The organism is Bradyrhizobium sp. LTSPM299 (assembly GCF_000938235.1).
Taxonomy (GTDB): Bacteria; Pseudomonadota; Alphaproteobacteria; order Rhizobiales; family Xanthobacteraceae; genus Bradyrhizobium.
Map to the genome: position 1 here is coordinate 292988 of NZ_JYMU01000023.1, position 18254 is coordinate 311241.

General features: G+C 62.7%; 15 protein-coding genes. 7 read left to right on the forward strand and 8 right to left on the reverse strand.

Annotated features, from left to right (window positions below):
• Window positions 1-2: 2 nt before the first annotated feature.
• Both UP10_RS15605 and UP10_RS15610 read right to left on the reverse strand, forming a co-directional pair.
• Window positions 3-236 (reverse strand): 4Fe-4S dicluster domain-containing protein, encoded by a 234-nt coding sequence (locus UP10_RS15605; RefSeq protein WP_022724287.1) that lies wholly within the window; start codon window positions 234-236, stop codon window positions 3-5.
• A 30-nt stretch (window positions 237-266) separates the two neighbouring features.
• Complete coding sequence (locus UP10_RS15610; RefSeq protein WP_044588283.1) at window positions 267-2009, reverse strand: fumarate reductase/succinate dehydrogenase flavoprotein subunit; 1743 nt, start codon at window positions 2007-2009, stop codon at window positions 267-269.
• 327 nt (window positions 2010-2336) lie between these two features.
• On the opposite strand from UP10_RS15610, the gene UP10_RS15615 reads away from it, so the two are divergent.
• From UP10_RS15615 to UP10_RS15635, 5 genes are all read left to right on the forward strand, one after another.
• Window positions 2337-2636 (forward strand): gamma-butyrobetaine hydroxylase-like domain-containing protein, encoded by a 300-nt coding sequence (locus UP10_RS15615; protein WP_044588284.1) that lies wholly within the window; start codon window positions 2337-2339, stop codon window positions 2634-2636.
• A 114-nt stretch (window positions 2637-2750) separates the two neighbouring features.
• The gene (locus UP10_RS15620; RefSeq protein ID WP_044588285.1) at window positions 2751-3530 is read left to right on the forward strand and encodes a Crp/Fnr family transcriptional regulator; all 780 of its coding nucleotides are present in this window, start codon (window positions 2751-2753) and stop codon (window positions 3528-3530) included.
• A gap of 165 nt (window positions 3531-3695) precedes the next feature.
• Entirely contained in the window at window positions 3696-5132 is a 1437-nt protein-coding gene (locus tag UP10_RS15625) for an ABC transporter substrate-binding protein (protein ID WP_044588188.1), read from the forward strand.
• Window positions 5129-6025, forward strand: a complete 897-nt coding sequence (locus UP10_RS15630) for an ABC transporter permease (protein WP_044588189.1) — start codon at window positions 5129-5131, stop codon at window positions 6023-6025. Before UP10_RS15625 ends, UP10_RS15630 begins: the two co-directional genes overlap by 4 nt.
• Entirely contained in the window at window positions 6022-6894 is an 873-nt protein-coding gene (locus tag UP10_RS15635) for an ABC transporter ATP-binding protein (RefSeq protein ID WP_044588190.1), read from the forward strand. The genes UP10_RS15630 and UP10_RS15635 overlap by 4 nt, the downstream gene beginning before the upstream one ends.
• 22 nt (window positions 6895-6916) lie before the next feature.
• Here the strand turns inward: UP10_RS15635 and UP10_RS15640 are convergent, their stop codons facing one another.
• The 5 genes from UP10_RS15640 to UP10_RS15660 all read right to left on the reverse strand — a co-directional run bounded on the left by UP10_RS15640 (window position 6917) and on the right by UP10_RS15660 (window position 17190).
• A complete protein-coding gene (locus UP10_RS15640; protein WP_044588191.1) occupies window positions 6917-8260 on the reverse strand; it encodes a PQQ-dependent sugar dehydrogenase in 1344 nt (447 codons plus the stop codon).
• A 277-nt stretch (window positions 8261-8537) separates the two neighbouring features.
• Complete coding sequence (locus UP10_RS15645) at window positions 8538-10031, reverse strand: sensor histidine kinase (protein ID WP_044588286.1); 1494 nt, start codon at window positions 10029-10031, stop codon at window positions 8538-8540.
• Window positions 10032-10047: 16 nt separating this feature from the next.
• Window positions 10048-16344 carry a HAMP domain-containing protein gene (locus tag UP10_RS15650; RefSeq protein ID WP_044588192.1) on the reverse strand — a complete coding sequence of 2099 codons (6297 nt, stop codon included), beginning with the start codon at window positions 16342-16344 and terminating at the stop codon, window positions 10048-10050.
• 191 nt (window positions 16345-16535) lie between these two features.
• On the reverse strand, window positions 16536-16718 hold the full coding sequence (locus tag UP10_RS15655) for a hypothetical protein (protein WP_245321752.1): 183 nt from the start codon (window positions 16716-16718) through the stop codon (window positions 16536-16538).
• A gap of 172 nt (window positions 16719-16890) precedes the next feature.
• Window positions 16891-17190: a hypothetical protein gene (locus UP10_RS15660; protein WP_044588194.1), complete on the reverse strand. Its 300-nt coding sequence runs from the start codon at window positions 17188-17190 to the stop codon at window positions 16891-16893.
• Between the two features lie 60 nt (window positions 17191-17250).
• On the opposite strand from UP10_RS15660, the gene UP10_RS15665 reads away from it, so the two are divergent.
• Together UP10_RS15665 and UP10_RS15670 are read left to right on the forward strand one after the other, a co-directional pair.
• A complete protein-coding gene (locus UP10_RS15665) occupies window positions 17251-17451 on the forward strand; it encodes a DUF3072 domain-containing protein (RefSeq protein ID WP_245302284.1) in 201 nt (66 codons plus the stop codon).
• 70 nt (window positions 17452-17521) lie between these two features.
• Window positions 17522-17776, forward strand: a complete 255-nt coding sequence (locus UP10_RS15670; protein WP_044588195.1) for a hypothetical protein — start codon at window positions 17522-17524, stop codon at window positions 17774-17776.
• A 173-nt stretch (window positions 17777-17949) separates the two neighbouring features.
• Here UP10_RS15670 and UP10_RS15675 read toward each other — a convergent pair whose 3' ends face one another.
• A complete protein-coding gene (locus UP10_RS15675) occupies window positions 17950-18207 on the reverse strand; it encodes a hypothetical protein (RefSeq protein WP_044542155.1) in 258 nt (85 codons plus the stop codon).
• Window positions 18208-18254 lie beyond the last annotated feature (47 nt).

The following is an 18254-nucleotide window of genomic DNA, read 5'->3' on the forward strand; positions in this document are numbered from 1 at the left end:
GATCACCTCAACAGATAGGGAATGTTGACGGTCACGGCGCCGGTCGGGCAATCCGCTTCGCAGGGCATGCAGTACCAGCACTCGTCATAGGCCATGTAGGCCTTGCCGGTCATGTCGCTGATGCGGAGCACGTCGAGCGGGCAGACGTCGACGCACACAGTGCAGCCCTTGTCGGCAATGCACTTGGCGTCGTCCACGACGACGGGCACCGAGGTCTGGTAGGTCGCGAGGGGCATCGTTCAATCTCCTGTCAGTTATGGCTGGCATCACGCGGTGGCGCGGATGCGCTGCTTGTCGTAGAGGTCCTTCTCGTCGTCTGCGATCGGAACGACATAGGGCTGCACCTCACGCTTCTCGCTGGTCATCCGGCCGTCCTTCTTGCTCAGCAGCGTGTGGCAGAACCAGTTCTCGTTGTCTTTCTCCGGGAAATCCGTGCGCAGGTGATAGAGGCCCCAGCGGCTCTCCTCGCGGTAAAGCGAGGAATGGGCTGCCATGTCGGCACAATCGAGGATCGACTGGGTCTCCAGCGCGCGCAGAAGTTCGTGGGAGTTGCGCGCGATCATGCGCTGCTCCATGTCCTCGCGCACTTCGGCGAGGCGCCGCTGGCCGAGCTCGAACTTGCGGGTGACCTTCGGCGGCTGCAGATAATCATTCACCAGGCGGCGCGCCTTGTACTCGATCTGGTTCGGCGGGATGCCGTCGTCGCGCTTGGTCGGTGCCATCACGCGATCGCGCTCCTTCGCGACTTCGGCAGCATCGAAATCCGCAAAATCGTGATTGTCGGCGAACTCCATCGCATCGGTGCCGGCAACCGCGCCGTTGGTGAAGGCGCCCAGCATGTAATTGTGCGGCACGCTCGCCATGTCGCCGGCGGCATAAAGGCCCGGCACGGTGGTGCGGGCGAAATCATCGACGAAGACGCCGGAGGCACTGTGGCCCGAACAGAAGCCGATTTCGGAGATGTGCATCTCGATCGATTCGGTGCGGTAGTCGTTGCCACGTCCCTTCTGGAACAGGCCCCGCGTCGGCCGCTCGACCTTGTGCAACGTCGACTCAATCTCCTCGATCGTCTTCTCGTGGAGATGCTTGAGCTGCAGGAACACCGGTCCCTTGCCGGACAACAGCTCGTTGTAGAATTCGAGCATCATCTGGCCCGACCAGTAATCGCACTCGATAAAGCGCGAGCCTTCATTGTTGGCGGTATAGGCGCCGAAAGGGCCGGCCACATAGGCGCAGGCCGGGCCGTTGTAGTCCTTGATCAGCGGATTGATCTGGAAGCATTCGAGGTTCGCGAGTGCTGCACCCGCATGATAGGCCATCGCGTAGCCGTCACCGGAATTCGCTGCGTTCTCGTAGGTGCCGAACATGTAGCCCGACGTCGGCAGGCCGAGACGGCCCGCCGCGCCCATGCAGAGGATCACGGCCTTGGCCTTGATCACCAGCAATTCGGCGGTCCGCGTGTTGACGCTGATCGCGCCGGCGACGCGGCCGTCGCTTCCCGTCAAAAGGCGCGTCGCCATGTAGCGGTTGGAGATCAGGATGCGGGCGCGGCGGAGCTGGCGGTAGAGTGCCTTCTTCACCGTGTCGCCGTTCGGCATCGGCAGCACATAGGTGCCGATGTGATGCACCTTCTTGACCGCGTAATCGCCGTTCTCGTTCTTGAGGAAACGGATGCCGAAGCTGTCGAGCTCCTCGATGATCCCGTAGCAGTTCTGCGCGTATTTATAGACCGCCTTCTGGTCGACGATGCCGTCGTTGGCGATGGTGATTTCCTTGGTGTACTGCTCGGGCGTCGCGTAGCCGGGAATGACGGCGTTGTTCAAGCCGTCCATGCCCATCGAGATCGCGCCGGAGCGCTTGACGTTGGCCTTCTCCAGCAGAACGACGTTGGCCTTGGGATTCCTGAGCTTCGCCTTCAACGCCGCCATCGGGCCAGCGGTACCGCCGCCGATCACCAGCACGTCGCAGGACACCTCCGACATTCCATCGACTATCTCGTCCATTGCCATCATCAGCTCCTGGTTCGCAACGTGGCGGCAGCTTTGTTCAGCGCCATCACGCGCGATAGCAATTAGTTGTCATGGACGAGAGAATGATGAGGTTTGGCCCAATTGATCAAATCGGAGTCAGCCGGTTGAGCAACAAAGCAGCAAACGCAGTTCGCGTGTTCGATGCGCCCAAGGCGAATCTATCCTTCGCGTCATCAATCCCATGGCTTGTCGTTCTCCAAGGCTGGAGGATTGCAACCGAGTCATTGCTATTTGCGCCTTGCGTGCAATTAGTTGCTATCGCAGCGACCGTTCCTCTCCTATTTTACGCGCGAGGAGATGGTCGTGATGACGATGACGGTTGCACCGACTGTGACGGGGTATGACGTCAGTCCTGGTCAGGACTCGTTGTCGATGGCCACATCCCTCGGCGACAACATTACGCTGTCGGCCGAAAAGTTACGGACGGCCTGCAAGTGCGCGCATTGTCTCCGTGCCCGTTATGACGATCGCTTCCCCGCGGGTTTTCCGGGCCTCGCCATCGTCGAGGTGGCCGATCTCGGCTACGGATTGAACATCGCTTTCTCCGATGGCCATAACCGTGGAATCTATCCGAAGAGCTACCTTCTGGATCTCGCCAGCCATTGATTTTGCTGGCCTTTCAGTCACGTTTCGAACTTGCTTCGCGGCGGTTCGCCGTCCTTCGTCTGGCATGAAGCTTGCTGCTTTTTGGATCAGTTCCAGATGATCCGGAGGCAGGTCATGTTGCTCCATGCGGCCAATGCTATCAGCGGCAGCGTGACTCCCGGCGCCGCCAAGACGCCCGGCGGCACCTCGCTGCTGCTCACCGAGAATCAGCAGGCGATCGGCGGCCCGCCGCCACTGATGGACAAGCTGACGCCGCGCGAACGCGACCTCGTGCTCAAGTCGGGCCGCCGCAAGGTGCTCAACCGCGGACAGACCTTGTTCAGCCAGGGCGCCAAGCATGACGGCATCTATCTGATTGAGAGCGGCCGCGTCCGCGTATTCTATATCTCGCCGCTCGGTCGCGAGATCACGCTGGCCTATTGGCACGTCGGCAATTTCGTCGGCGGACCGGAAGTGTTCGAGGGCGGCACGCATCAATGGTCCGGCGTTGCCGCCAGCAATTGCGCTGTCGTGCAGCTTCCGGGACGCGAGCTGCGGACGCTCGCCACCGAAATCCCCAATCTGGCAATCGGCCTGATCGAGGGACTGACCTTCAAGGGCAAATGCTATTCCGCGCTTGCCCAGATGCTTGGAACACGTTCGATCACCCAGCGCCTGGCGCACCTCCTGCTGCACCTGATGGATCTCTATGGCGTCGAGGATCCCGACGGCACGCTGATCGCGGCGGCCTTCACGCATGCGGATATCGCACACATGGTCGGCGCCACCAGGCAATGGGTGACGATCAGCCTGAAGCGGATGCAGGACAAGCAGGTCGTGCTGACCAAGCGTTCCCAAATCGTGGTCTGCCGGCCCGACCTGCTGGAGGAGATGCGTGGCCAGGCGGCAGATTAATTCCTGTGCTCATCGAATTGGCGCCCCGCAGCAAATCTGCCCAACCGGTGTGCATCGGCCCTTTCCCGGCAACTAATCGACCGTGAGGACAAGTCCGCGTTTGCGGGGATCACCGGGTCAACCAATCATGGCAGCATCGGCATATCCAACCGAACGAGGATGAGAATGCTCCGCCATCTACCAGCACGCGCGTTCGCGCTGTCGGCGACGGCCCTGGCCCTGATGCTTGCCGGCCCCGTGGCCGCGGAGACCGTCACCGTCGGGATCGGCACCCAGGACACCACGACCAACACGGTGACCACGGGCGTCGTGATCCGACAGTTGCATCTGCTCGAGAAGTACCTGCCGACGTCAGGCAAATACGCCAACATCAAGTTCGAGCTCGAATGGCAGAACTTCACCTCCGGTCCACCCGTCACCAACGGCATGATGGCCGACAAGCTGCAATTCGGCGCGATGGGTGACTATCCGCTCGTCGTCAACGGTTTCACCTTCGAGAACAATCCCGAGAGCAAGAGTCGCCTGATCGCGGTCGCCGCCTACAGCATGTCGGGGTCGGGCAACGGCATCGTCGTCCACAAGGACTCGCCCTATTACGAACTCGCCGATCTGAAGGGCAAGCTGGTCAGCGTTCCCTTCGGCTCGGCCGCGCATGGCATGGTGCTGAAGGCGATGCAGGACCGCGGCTATCCCTCCGACTTCTTCCAGCTCGTCAGCCAGAGTCCCGAGGTCGGCTCGACCAATCTGCAGGAGAAGAAGATCGACGCGCATGCCGACTTCGTCCCGTTCGCAGAGCTGCTGCCGTTCCGCGGCTTCGCGCGAAAAATCTTTGACGGCGTCGAGACCAACCTGCCGACCTGGCACGGCGTCGTCGTGCGCTCCGACTTCGCCGAGAAATATCCGGAAGTCGTAATCGCCTACATCAAGGCGATCATCGCGGCCGATCAGTGGCTGCGCGCAGACCCGAAACAGGCCGCCGAGAAGATCCAGGAGTGGACCGGCATCAGCAAGGAAGTGGTCTACATCTTCCTCGGTCCAAGCGGCAACATGACGACCGATCCAACCATCAAGCCGGCCCTGATCGATGCCGCGGCGACCGACGTGAAGGTGCTGCAGAATCTCGGGCGCATGAAGGAGTTCGATCCGAAAAAATGGGTCGACGATTCCTACATCCGCAAAGCCTATGCCGAGATGAAGCTCGACTATGACGTACAGCTTGCCAGCACGGAGAACTACGAGATTTCAGGTGAAGATACGTTCTGCAAGAAGCCGATCACCGAGTGGCGCAAATCCGGCGAGGTCTGGGTCGACGGCGAAGGCATCCTGCCGTTCTCCAGCGCCATTTGCACGCTTGGCGCCTATGCCGACTTCAAGGCCAAGGGCAAGAAGATCAATGTCGCCTATGTCTTCGACACCACGCGCGGGATCAAGCTGTTCGCCGACCAGGCCTTCTTCGCGGTCGGCGGCGGCGACATTGCACCTTTCCTGCTGAAGAAGGACGCCGAAGCCTATGCCGCCAAGAGCGGCGGCAAGGTCTCTGGCTTCAAGGTCTTGGGCTTCGAGGACGCGGTGAAGTCGGCGGTCGGAGGAGGCAAGACGTGAGCAGCAGCCCCGCACTTGTCCGTCACGAGGAGGCTGCCGTGGTGACCGCGACCGAGCCGCGGGCCCCGGCGTCCGTTGCCACCCCGGCCGGCATCGGCGTTCTTGCCGGCCGGTGGTACCGGCTCAACCAGGACCGGATCCGCGCGATGCTGATCGGCATCGCGTCGCTCGTCGTGTTCCTCCTGGTCTGGCATCTTCTGACCAAATACCGCGTCGTGTTCTTCGTCCGCTTCACCAACGTGCCCTCGCCGCTCGCGGTCTATGACAGTTTTGCCAGAGCGATCCACGACCCCAAATTCCTGATGCACATCGTGCTGAGTTGCGGCCGCATCCTGCTCGGCTTCTCGCTGGCGGCGCTCGTCGGGGTCCCGCTTGGCCTGGTGATGGGCCGCTTCAAGCTGGTTCATGAGGTGATCTTCCCAGTCTCGGAAGTGTTGCGTCCGATTCCGGCAATCGCCTGGGTGCCGATGGCGATCATGCTGTGGCCGACCAACGAGCAGAGCATCGTCTTCATCACGTTCCTCGGCTCGTTCTTTCCGATCCTGGTCAACACGCTGCACGGCATGACGCTGGTCGATCCGGTGCTGGTGCGGGCCGCGCGCTGTCTCGGCGCCAGGGAAACCTCGATCTTCCGGGAGGTCTATTTCCCCGCCTCGCTGCCGCACATCTTCACCGGGCTGACGATCGGCATGGGCGTCGCGTGGGTCTCGCTGATCGCCGCCGAGATGATCTCCGGCCAATACGGCATCGGCTACTTCACTTGGGAGGCGTATTCGCTGGTCCAGTATCCCGATATCGCACTCGGCATGATCGCGATCGGCGTGCTTGGGCTCGCATCGAGCCTGCTGATCCGGGCCGTTGGACGGCTCGCTATGCCTTGGGGGCGCGCATGAGCGTGGTTGAGACCAGACCCGTCCGTGGTCGCATCGAGGTCAAGAACTTTGCGCTGAGCTACGAGACCATCGACGGCTCGGTCGCGGCGGTCACCAACACGGACATCCATGTCAATCCCGGCGAGTTCGTCTCGATCGTGGGGCCGTCTGGCTGCGGGAAGTCGACGTTCCTGAACGCGGTCGCAGGTTTCCTGAAGCCGACCGAAGGCACCATCACGGTCGATGGCGAGCCGGTCAAGGGACCGAGCGCGGAACGCGGCATGGTGTTCCAGCAATATTCGCTGTTCCCGTGGAAGACGGTGCGGGAGAACGTCGAGTTCGGCCTCAAGATGCGCGGCATGGCACGGTCGCAGCGCGAGCGCGCGGCGCGCACGCTGCTCGGGCTTGCCGGCCTTGAAGCGTTCGAGAAGCACTATCCGGAACGGCTGTCCGGCGGCATGAAGCAGCGCGTCGGCATCGTCCGCGCGCTCGCAACCGGCCCCAAGGTGCTGCTGCTCGACGAGCCGTTCGGTGCGCTCGACGCGCAGACGCGCGTCATCATGCAGCAGATCCTCACCAACATGTGGCAGCGGCTGAAGATCTCGGTCCTGTTCGTCACTCACGATATCGACGAGGCGATCTTCCTGTCCGACCGCGTCTACTGCATGACGGCGCGTCCAGGCTCGATCAAGGCCGAGATTCCGATTCCGCTGGAACGGCCGCGACAGCAGTCAATGATGATGTCTTCGGAATTCCTCGCCCTGCGACGCGGGCTGATGTCACTGATCCGCGAGGAGAGCCTGAAGGCGATGGGCGGCGAGATCAGCGATCTCGGCATGCAGGGCCTCAACATCGAGCTGCATGGCCAATCGCTGGCGGACGTGATCTAGCGATCGGCGAAGGCGTCAGCGGTTAGTCGTGGCTGATGCGCCAGATCGTCCCGTTGCCGTCTTCGGAGACAAGCAGCGCGCCATCGCGTGTCACGGTGACGCCGACCGGGCGCCCCCAGACCTCATTGTCGGCGACGACAAAGCCGGTGACGAAATCCTCATATTCACCGGTCGGCACTCCGTCCTTCAGGCGGATGCGGACGACCTTGTAACCCGTCCGCTTGGATCGATTCCACGAACCGTGCTCGGCTGCGAAGGCATCGCCGCGATAGTCAGGCGGAAAATTGTTGCCGGTGTAGAAGGTCAGACCGAGCGAAGCCGAGTGTGGCTGCAGCAGGACGTCGGGGATCGTCACCTTGTCCTTCAAGTCCGGCCGTTCGCCGGCATGCGCGGGATCTTCGTTGGCGCCGATGTAGTACCACGGCCATCCGTAGAACGCGCCCTCGCGCACGCGCGTCACATAATCAGGCACGAGGTTGTCGCCGCGGCCGTCGCGCTCATTGGTCGAACACCACGGCGTGCCGCTTCCGGGCTGGATCGCCAGCCCCACGCAATTGCGGATTCCGGTCGCGAACAGCTTTTGATTCTTGCCGTCGGGATCGAAGCCGAGCACGGCGGCGCGATCGGTTTCAGAACCCCAGGCGGCGCCGAGCGCGCGATCGCGGCTCCAGGCCTCGATGCCTTCCGATGGCCGGCCAAGCCCCTCGCCCGCGTTGCCGGCAGAGCCGACCGACACCAGCATCCGCTTGCCGTCGGATGTGAACACGATGTCGCGCGTGGAATGGCCGTAGCCGTGTGGAAGATTGGCAACGATCGTCTCCGGCTTCCCCGAAGCCTTGAGGTCGCCGCTTCGGTACGCAAATCGAACGACGCCGTCCGTATTGGCGACATAGAGCCATTGCGGATTAACTCCGCTTGGGAAGAACGCGATGCCGAACGGCTTGTTCAGGCCGCTGGCGTAGATCTCGTTGGTTGCGGGTTTCGTGGCACCGTCGGCGCTGCGCAGGATGCGGATGCGGCCGGGGCCGGTTTCGACGACGAAGATATCGCCATTGGGCGCGGTCCGCATGATCCGCGGGCCGCTCAGCCCCTCAGCAAACAGCTCGATCTTGAACCCTGCCGGTACCTGCGGAACGGCGGACGCAGGCCTCGGCACGATGCGGGACGCGTTGCTGCTGGACGCCGTCGCGCCGGGCTTGGGCAAATCCAGCGGCGTGATCAATCTGACGGTGCCGGGCTTGTCGCGCTGCCAGTCACCAAAGGCGTCTGCGCCCTTCAATACCGGCTCGGCACTCGATCGCCCGATGGTCAGCGCGGCGATGGCGAGGGCGAAAATGCTCGTGCCGGCAAAGTTCAGTCCTGGCATGCGGTTCCTCGCGCGATTGCGTCGTCGTTGCGGCAGGTGGTAGCGCAGATTGGCCGCAAGCTCCGATCACGATCTCGTCTTTGGCTTCAATGTGAGTTCGTGCACGCGCGGACGATGGCAATCGCCCTTTGGTTAACCGCTAGGTCCCACGCTCAGCTACGGCTCAATGAAGTTACTAGAGCGTTTTCGAGCGAAGTGGATACCGGTTCGCGTGAAGAAAACGCGTCAAAACAAGAATCTAGAGCTCTGTTCCGATTCCATCGGAACGGAAAAAGCTCTAGACCGCCCTCGAGGTCAGCACAGGCCGCCGCTCAGGTGTCGCCAGATCGCGATAGGTCGCGCCTTCCGGCATACTGGTCTTGAGAGGAACGGTCAGGCGGCAGATCAGACCTTCAGTTCGCCAATCGAAATCCGCCTGTCCGCCAAGCTGAGTCTCGATGCTCGCGATGACGCTTCGTGTGCCGAAGCCCTTTTGCGTCGGCTTGGTCACCTTGGGTCCACGAGATTCCACCCAGACCAGGATCAGGGTCTCGTCCTGCACTTCCCAGGTGATCGCGAGCCGGCCCGGCAATGCCGACAGGCTGCCATATTTGGCGGAGTTGGTGACGAGTTCATGCAGCGCCAAGGCCAGCGTTTGCGCGGTCGCGGGCTGCAACTGCACCTCGCCGCCCTCGATCTGGATTTGCCCGGCCTCGGAGTAAGGTGCGATTTCCTCGTTCACCAGCCGCCGGATCTCGGCGCCCTGCCAGCTCGACAGCGACAGCACCGTGTGGACTCGCGCCAGCGCGGTGATGCGCCCCTCGACCGCCCGCACATACGCGTTCATGTTCTGCGCGCGGGTCAGCCGCACGATCGATTGCGCCAGCGCGAGTGCGTTCTTGGCGCGATGATCGACTTCCCGGGTCAGGAGGGTCTGGCGCTCTTCGGCGCGCTTACGCTCGGTGATGTCGACGGTGACGCCGCTCACCCGGACCACCTTGCCGTTCCTGTCGCTGGTGGCCGCGGCCGTCCCGACGCACCAACGGACCTCGCCGTCCGGCCGCATCACCCGGAATTCGGCTTCATATGACGTCTTGCCGTTGCCGAAGCCGGCCCAGGCCTGCCGCAATTCGTCAACGTCCTCGGGGTGAAACAGCCCCTCGATATTGTCTGAGGTCAGCGTGAAGGATTTGGGGTCGACCCCGAATATCTTGTACTGGCCCTCGTCCCACATCCAGTCGCCGTTGACCCAATCCCAGTCCCACGATCCCATCTTGCCGGCCGCGATCGCCATGCTGCGACGGGCCTCGCTCTCGACCAGGCGCGTGGTCGATTGCTCGAGCTCGGCGGTACGCGCACGCACGCGATCCTCCAGCTCTGCGTTGAGACGCTCCAGTTGTCGGGTCTTGCGGTAGAGTTCGGCGAACACGCGGATCTTTGCGCGCAGCACTTCGGGCACAACCGGCACCGGCACATAATCGACGGCGCCCATCTCGTAGCCGCGAAGCCGGTCGATGTCGCTGACCTGGATCGCCGAGATGAAGATCATCGCGGTCTTCTGAAAGCGCGGATGCTCGCGGATCATCGCGGCGAGCTCAAAGCCGTCGAGCTCGGGCATGCAGACGTCGACCAGGATAACCGCGACTTCGTTCTTGAGAAGGAATTCCAGCGCTTCGCGGCCCGACGTTGCTGCGACGAGGGTTTCGCCGAGCTCTTTCAGGATGACCTCATAGGCCAGCAGCTTGGCCGGTTGATCATCGACCAATAGAATGTTTATCTTTTCGTGATCCATCATTTTCGATCGCCGATCAGCGGTGTAGCCACATGCGGATGGCGAGCAGCAGTTGCTCGGTGTTGACGGGTTTCGCCAAATAGTCGGACGCGCCTGCCTCCAGGCATTTCTCGCGGTCGCCCTTCATCGCCTTGGCCGTCAGCGCAATGATCGGCAGCCGCGCGAATGTCGGGTTCTGCCTGATCGCGCCCATGGTCTGGTAACCGTCCATCTGCGGCATCATGATGTCCATCAGGACGATCGCGATCTTCGGATTGGACTCGACCAGCGCGATCGCCTCGTGACCGGTTGTCGCAGTCAGCACCTTCATGCCGCGCCGTTCCAGCACGCTGGAGAGCGCGAAGATGTTGCGGGCGTCGTCGTCGACCAAGAGCGCTGTCTTGCCAATGAGGTCATCGTCGGAACTATTGAGCTTCTCCAGCATCCTCTGTTTTTCGACGGGCAATTCCGTGATCACACGGTGTAGGAACAGTGACGTTTCATCGAGCAGCCGTTCCGGCGATTCCACACCCTTGACGACGATGCTTCGCGCCATGGTGTGAAGTTCCGCATCCTCCTCGGCCGAAAGTTCCCGCCCCGTGAACACGACTACGGGAACATTCGAGAGCGTATCGTCCTTGCGGATATGGTCGAGCACCTCAAAACCGCTCATATCGGGCAGACGCAGGTCGAGCACGACGCAATCACAGGGATGATCGCGCAGAGTCGACAATGCCCCTGCCCCGGTGTCGCTGGTGACGATCTCGATGTCCTCGTGCCCGAGCAATTCCCGGATGCTGAGCTGCTCCGCCGCATTGTCTTCGACGATCAACAGGCGCTTGCGGCGCGGCCTGGCGTATTCCTTGATCTGCGAGAGCGCCGCGCTGACGCCTTCGGTCGTGGTTGGCTTGTTGACGAACGAGAAGGCGCCGCGAGCCAGCGCATGCTGCCGGTCTTCGTCGAGGGTGATGATCTGGACCGGAATGTGGCGGGTCAGCGGATTGTGCTTGAGCTGACTCAGCACCGTCCAGCCGAGCATGTCAGGCAGGAACACGTCGAGCGAGACCGCACTCGGCTGGAATTGCTTGGCGAGGTCGAGCGCCTCGGCGCCACGGTTTGCGACCAGAACTTTGAAGCCCTTGTCGCGCGCCAGATCGATCAGCACCCGCGCGTAGTGCGGGTCGTCCTCGACGATCAGCAGGATCGTGTCGCCGGGTTCGAGATTGAGCCGGTCGTCCGGAAGCTGCTCGATCACGCGCTCCTGCGGGGACGCCTGCAGCGTCGGGGCGGACGTGTTTTGCATCGGTACTGCCTGAGCCTGGGGACGAAGCGCCACCGTCGGTCCGGAATATTTCAGTGGCAGATAGAGCGTGAAGGTAGATCCCTTGCCCGGCGCACTGCGCAGATGGATCTCGCCGCCAAGCAGGCTCGCGAGTTCACGGCTGATGGCAAGGCCGAGGCCGGTGCCGCCGTATTTGCGGCTGGTGCCGGCGTCTGCCTGCTGAAACGCCTCGAAGATCAGTTTCTGCTTGTCCTGGGGAATGCCAATACCGGTATCGGACACTTCGAAGGCAACGACCGCCGGTGCCGTGTTGAGGATCGGATGCTCGGCGCTCCAGCCGCCGACGGCGGCCGTGACAGTCATCTTCACGCCGCCTTCGGCTGTGAACTTAAACGCGTTCGACAGCAGATTCTTGAGGACCTGCTGCAACCGCTTGGAGTCCGTGACCATGCTTCGCGCGAGATTATTGTCGACCTCGATGCCGAACGCGAGATGGCGGTTGTCCGCTTCGTGCCGGAACGGACGCCCGACGGTTTCGAGCAGGCTGGATGTAAGGATCTCTTCGGCGTCGACCGTCACCGTGCCGGACTCGATCTTGGAGAGATCGAGGATGTCGCTGATCAAATTGAGTAGGTCGGTGCCGGCGCCGTGAATGGTGCGGGCAAATTCGACCTGCTTGCCGGTCAGATTGCCGTCCGGGTTTTCCGTGAGCTGCTGGCCGAGGATCAGGATCGAATTCAGCGGCGTTCGCAGTTCGTGCGACATGTTGGCGAGGAATTCGGACTTGTACTTCGAGGTCAACGACAGCTCGGTCGCCTTTTCTTCCAGCGCGCGCCGCGCCTGTTCGATTTCCTGGTTCTTGCGTTCGACGTCGACGTTGCGCTCGGCAAGCTGCTGGGCCTTCTGCTCGAGCTGATCGTTGGTCTGCTGCAGCTCCTTCTGCTGGGTCTGAAGTTCGCCCGCAAGCTGCTGCGACTGTTTGAGCAGAGCCTCGGTCTGCATCGTCGCCTCGATGCTGTTGAGCACAATGCCGATGCTGTCGGTCAATTGTTCGAGGAAGGTGATCTGTGACGTCGTGAAGGACGAGATCGTCGACAGCTCGATGACGGCCTTGACCTGGGTCTCGAATAGCACCGGAAACACGACCAGGTTCTTTGGCATGACCCGTATCAGCGCCGAATTGATCGGCACCGCATCGCCGGGAATGTCCGAGACGAAGCGTTGGCGCTTGTCGAGCGCGCATTGCCCGATCAGCCCCTCGCCGAACTGCACGATCTGCGGATGCGGATTGGAGCTGTCATTGGCATAGGCCGACAGCAGGCGCAGCTGCGGGACCTCCGGATTTTCGACCTGGTAGATCACGCCCATATGGGCGTTGATCAGCGGCGCAAGCTCGGACAACAGCAACCGGCCGACGGTCGCGAGGTCGCGCTGGCCTTGCAGCATGTTGGTGAAGCGCGCCAGATTGGTCTTCAGCCAGTCCTGCTCGGTGTTGCGCTCCGTGGTGAGACGGAGGTTGCCGATCATGGTGTTGATGTTGTCCTTCAGCTCGGCCACCTCGCCGCGGACGTCGACCTGGATCGATCGCGTCAGGTCGCCCTTGGTCACGGCGGTCGCCACTTCCGCGATCGCACGCACTTGAGATGTCAGGTTGGCGGCGAGCAGGTTGACGTTGCCGGTCAGGTCTTTCCAGGTCCCGGCCGCGCCGGGCACGTTGGCCTGACCGCCCAGCCGTCCCTCGACGCCAACTTCGCGCGCCACGCTGGTCACCTGGTCTGCGAAGGTCGCAAGCGTCTCCGTCATGTTGTTGATGGTGTCGGCGAGCGCGGCGACCTCGCCCTTCGATTTCACCGTCAGGTTCTGCTTCAGGTCGCCGTCGGCAACCGCGGTCACCACCTTGACGATGCCGCGCACCTGCTCGGTCAGGTTCGCCGCCATCACGTTCACGGTATCGGTCAGGTCCTTCCAAGTGCCGGCGACGCCGGGCACTTCGGCCTGTCCCCCGAGCTTGCCCTCGGTGCCGACCTCGCGCGCCACGCGCGTCACCTCGCCGGCGAAGGCGTTGAGCTGGTCCACCATGGTGTTGATGGTGTTCTTCAGTTCGAGGATCTCGCCCTTCACGTCGACGGTGATCTTGCGCGACAGGTCGCCGCGCGCCACGGCCGTGGTGACTTCGGCGATGTTGCGGACCTGCGTGGTGAGGTTCGCAGCGAGCAGGTTCACGTTATCGGTGAGATCCTTCCAGGTGCCGCCGACGCCGGGCACCACGGCCTGGCCGCCCAGCCGGCCCTCGGTACCAACCTCGCGCGCCACGCGGGTCACTTCGGCCGCGAACGAGCGAAGCTGCTCGACCATCGTATTCAGGGTGTCCTTGAGCAGCAGGATCTCGCCACGCACGTCCACCGTGATCTTCTTCGACAGGTCGCCGCCGGCGATCGCGGTCGCCACCTCGGCGATGTTGCGGACCTGCGCCGTCAGGTTCGACGCCATGAAGTTGACGTTGTCGGTCAGATCTTTCCAGGTGCCGGCGACGCCGGGCACCTCGGCCTGGCCGCCGAGCTTGCCTTCGGTGCCGACCTCGCGTGCGACACGCGTCACTTCGCCGGCGAAGCCGTTGAGCTGGTCCACCATGGTGTTGATGGTGTTCTTCAGCTCGAGGATTTCACCCTTCACATCGACGGTGATCTTGCGCGACAGGTCGCCGCGCGCGACGGCGGTCGTGACTTCGGCGATGTTGCGGACCTGGGCGGTCAAGTTGCCCGCCATTGAGTTCACGGAATCCGTTAAGTCCTTCCACGTTCCGGCGACGCCGGGCACGTTGGCTTGTCCGCCGAGACGGCCTTCGGTGCCAACCTCGCGCGCCACGCGCGTCACCTCGCCCGCGAAGCGATTGAGCTGGTCGACCATCGTGTTCAGCGTTTCCTTCAGCTGAAGGATTTCGCCGCGGACGTCGACGGTGATCTTGCGCGACAGGTCGCCGCCGGCGATCGCGGTCGCCACCTCGGCGATGTTGCGAACCTGCGCCGTCAGGTTACCTGCCATCGAGTTGACGCTGTCGGTCAAGTCTTTCCAGGTGCCGGCGACGCCGGTGACCTGGGCCTGGCCACCGAGCTTGCCGTCAGTGCCGACCTCGCGCGCCACGCGCGTCACTTCGCCGGCAAACGCGTTGAGCTGATCGACCATCGTATTGAGCGTTTCCTTCAGCTGAAGGATTTCGCCCGACACGTTCACCGTGATCTTCTTCGACAGGTCGCCCTTGGCGACCGCGGTCGCGACCTCGGCGATGTTGCGCACCTGCCCCGTGAGGTTCGAGGCCATCGAGTTGACGCTGTCGGTCAAATCCTTCCAGGTACCGGCGACGCCCCGCACCAGCGCCTGGCCGCCGAGCTTGCCTTCGGTGCCAACCTCGCGCGCCACGCGTGTCACCTCGCCCGCGAACGCATTAAGCTGGTCCACCATCGTGTTGATGGTGTCCTTCAGCTCGAGGATTTCGCCGCGGACGTCGACCGTGATCTTCTTCGACAAGTCGCCGCCGGCGACCGCCGTCGTCACCTCGGCGATGTTGCGGACCTGCGCGGTCAGGTTCGAGGCCATCGAGTTGACGCTCTCGGTCAGGTCCTTCCACGTGCCGGCGACCCCGAGCACGTTGGCCTGGCCGCCGAGCTTGCCTTCGGTACCGACTTCGCGCGCCACGCGCGTCACTTCGGAGGCGAAGGCGTTGAGCTGGTCGACCATCGTGTTGAGCGTTTCCTTCAGCTGAAGGATTTCGCCCGACACGTTCACCGTGATTTTCTTGGACAGATCGCCGCCAGCGATCGCGGTTGCGACGTCGGCGATGTTGCGGACTTGCGCCGTCAGGTTCGACGCCATGAAGTTGACGTTGTCGGTCAGGTCCTTCCAGGTGCCGGCGACACCGGGCACCTGCGCCTGGCCACCGAGCTTGCCTTCGGTGCCGACCTCGCGCGCTACGCGCGTCACTTCCGAAGCGAACGAATTGAGCTGGTCCACCATGGTGTTGATGGTGTCTTTCAGCTCGAGGATTTCGCCGCGCACGTCGACAGTGATCTTGCGCGACAGGTCGCCACGCGCCACGGCGGTGGTCACGTTGGCGATGTTGCGGACCTGCGCGGTCAAATTGCCGCACATCGCGTTCACGGAGTCGGTCAGGTCCTTCCAGGTACCGGCGACGCCGGGAACGATCGCCTGGCCACCGAGCTTACCGTCGGTACCGACTTCGCGGGCCACGCGCGTCACTTCCGAGGCGAAGGAGCGCAGCTGATCGACCATCGTGTTGATGGCCTCCTTCAGCTGCAGGATTTCGCCGCGGACGTCGACTGTGATCTTCTTGGACAGGTCGCCATTGGCGACCGCGATCGTCACTTCCGCGATGTTGCGGACTTGGCCGGTCAGATTGTTGGCCATCGAGTTGACGCTTTCGGTCAGGTCCTTCCAGACGCCGGTCACCTCCGGCACCTGAGCCTGGCCGCCGAGCTTGCCCTCGGTGCCGACCTCGCGTGCCACGCGCGTCACTTCCGAGGTGAACACCGAGAGCTGCTTGATCATCGTGTTGACGATGTTGGCCGACTGCAGGAATTCGCCGCGCAGCGGCCTGCCCTCGACATCGAGCTGCACGGTCTGCAGCAAATCGCCTTGCGCCACCGCGGCGACCGCGCGAGTGACTTCGCGGGTCGGCCACAGCAGATCGTCAATCAGCGTGTTGACCGAGCTTTCCATGTCGGCCCAGGAGCCGCTGGCGAGCCCGAAATTGACGCGCTGGCGGGTCTGTCCCTCGCGGCCGACGACCTGGCCGACGCGCGCGAGCTGCTGGGCCATCCGCTCGTTGGCGGCGGCGATCTCGTTAAACGCGTCAGCGATTTTGCCCTCGACGCCGAGGTAGTCGCCCCGCATGCGAACCGAGAAATCGCCCGCGCGCATCGCCTGCAGCGACTGCAGCAGATCCTGCGAAGAATCGACGGTCCCGTTGTTTCCGTTTGGTGGTTTGGCGCGGCGACCTTCGGCACGAGAGCGTGGTGCGGAACCGAGATCGGTCATGGAAATTCCCCTGCACACCGGAGGCGAATCTGCAGACTCGCGCGAACCGGCGAAACTATAAGAGTGACTGCCCCTGATCTAATCAAGCGAGAAATCAGCGACGACCATCTCTGCAATGAGACCGAGCAAGTTAATCGCGCTCGCAAAATAAGGTTCCCGCGGCACGGAACTTTTCTCGCTTGCGGCGGCAACTAGCTCTGAGCCGGCCAGGTCCGCCGGATCAAGAGCACCCGCTCGATCCGGCCGCACTCCCCGCAGCGGTACTGAAGGATCTCCTTACCCTGACTGTCGGGAGAGCAGGTCTCGAGCCGCATGGTGATGTTACAGCTGACGCAGGACATCAGCGTCAGGAGCGGACTGCGATCGTCATTCATCGATGCCCGCGTTGAAGCGGTCGGATCGGCGATCATGGCGTTGGACAATGCAACGGAAATTGGGCGGCTCACCCCGAGGCAATGCCGATCCCGCGCCGCGGTTCCCGATCAGAAACCGCGCTGACGCCGGCTGAGGCGATATGGCGCAACTCTTAAATTGCAGTCCGTGCGATCAGGGCCGGATGGTGACGCGGCCCGACCCGGACTTGCCCTTGTCCGGCTTCGTCAAGGGACGCTCTGCATGGCTTCGGGTCAGGCGCTCGCGGACGGTCGGCAGCCGATCGCCGCCGCCGGCGGCCTTCCAGCGGCCGATCAGTTCCGCCACCACGGCCCGCATTGCTAACAGCCGATAGGACGCCTCGCTGCAGTCGAGATCGCGATTGACCTGATCCCGGATTGCAGCCTCGACCAAGGTCATTTCGGCCCGCAAAGCGCTGATCTTGCGTCGAATTTCGTTGATCTTGTTGTCCATGGCTTGTTAGAACAAAAATAGAACATATTGTCAAGTCAGCATACGACGATGAGGTCAAACATGAGCATGGCAGCGGTGAAATTCGGCGGGGTCGCGGAGCGTCTCGGCGGGCAAATGACCCGGGCGCAGGCCGCCCGATTGAGGAGCCTTGCCGAGGAAGCCTATCAGCCCAGGCAGTACGCAGGTGACCTGACGTTCGAGGAGGCCGAGCGGCGGATCGGCGCCCTGAAAGCGGAGATCGCACTGGCGGACTCGTTCTGAAGCGCCTACGCCACGGCGGCCGGAAGCGGCCTGTTCCTTTCGGTTACCGTCTGCCCCGGGGGAACCTCACGTGCTGGAACTGGAGAAGCGGTCGCCGCTCGCGTTTTCGATCGCCCTGAAGGGTGGGCGGACGCTTGAGACTGTCGGCGACGCTGCAGACTACCTGTCCAAGCTGAATGCGGACCAGCGCGAGCGCTCGCACTGGAAGACCGCAATCATGATGTTCAACAACGCGATGCGCGAAGCACGCTACCTCAAGATCGCAACCATGAATCTGCGGTCGGCGTTGCTCTACGATCGGCTGCTCGACGACGCCGGCGCCTGACTGTGGTGTCGGCGCTACAGCCGAATCGATCGCCGTTTCGTAAGGGCGTTTTCGTTATGGCCGCAAACAAGGTAACGGCGGTACACATCGCGGCTAGAGGCTGATTGCGCTTCAGCCGCCATCTTGGGGCCGCCTCGGAGGGCCAAGGCGGCCCATTTCTTTGTCGAAGCAGTTCAGAGCAGCTTGGCGCGGACGAACAGCATGCGTAGCGCGCTGGTCGCCTGCACCGTCAGCATGGCGTTGCCAGCCGCCTTTTCGAGCGCGCTGACGGCATCTCCGTGCAAGGTCCGGAATTCCATCCACTCGACCGCGCTGAGATTGGTGATGAAGCGATAGGCCTGGCCAACGGTCGCAAGCGTCACCGTCTCGCCGTTCAGCCGCAATTTAAACGTCGCCTTCAGCGGCGTGTCGGAAGTGGATACGTCACCCATGGCGCGGTTGTGCAGCGCGCGGCGTTAATGTCAATCTAATTTCTTGA

Coding starts and splice junctions, on each gene's coding strand:
- UP10_RS15605 (WP_022724287.1), bottom strand. CDS start 236: ATGCCCCTCGCGACCTACCAGACCTCGGTGCCCGTCGTCGTGGACGAC.
- UP10_RS15610 (WP_044588283.1), bottom strand. CDS start 2,009: ATGGCAATGGACGAGATAGTCGATGGAATGTCGGAGGTGTCCTGCGAC.
- UP10_RS15615 (WP_044588284.1), top strand. CDS start 2,337: ATGACGATGACGGTTGCACCGACTGTGACGGGGTATGACGTCAGTCCT.
- UP10_RS15620 (WP_044588285.1), top strand. CDS start 2,751: ATGTTGCTCCATGCGGCCAATGCTATCAGCGGCAGCGTGACTCCCGGC.
- UP10_RS15625 (WP_044588188.1), top strand. CDS start 3,696: ATGCTCCGCCATCTACCAGCACGCGCGTTCGCGCTGTCGGCGACGGCC.
- UP10_RS15635 (WP_044588190.1), top strand. CDS start 6,022: ATGAGCGTGGTTGAGACCAGACCCGTCCGTGGTCGCATCGAGGTCAAG.
- UP10_RS15640 (WP_044588191.1), bottom strand. CDS start 8,260: ATGCCAGGACTGAACTTTGCCGGCACGAGCATTTTCGCCCTCGCCATC.
- UP10_RS15645 (WP_044588286.1), bottom strand. CDS start 10,031: ATGGATCACGAAAAGATAAACATTCTATTGGTCGATGATCAACCGGCC.
- UP10_RS15650 (WP_044588192.1), bottom strand. CDS start 16,344: ATGACCGATCTCGGTTCCGCACCACGCTCTCGTGCCGAAGGTCGCCGC.
- UP10_RS15655 (WP_245321752.1), bottom strand. CDS start 16,718: ATGAATGACGATCGCAGTCCGCTCCTGACGCTGATGTCCTGCGTCAGC.
- UP10_RS15660 (WP_044588194.1), bottom strand. CDS start 17,190: ATGGACAACAAGATCAACGAAATTCGACGCAAGATCAGCGCTTTGCGG.
- UP10_RS15665 (WP_245302284.1), top strand. CDS start 17,251: ATGAGCATGGCAGCGGTGAAATTCGGCGGGGTCGCGGAGCGTCTCGGC.
- UP10_RS15675 (WP_044542155.1), bottom strand. CDS start 18,207: ATGGGTGACGTATCCACTTCCGACACGCCGCTGAAGGCGACGTTTAAA.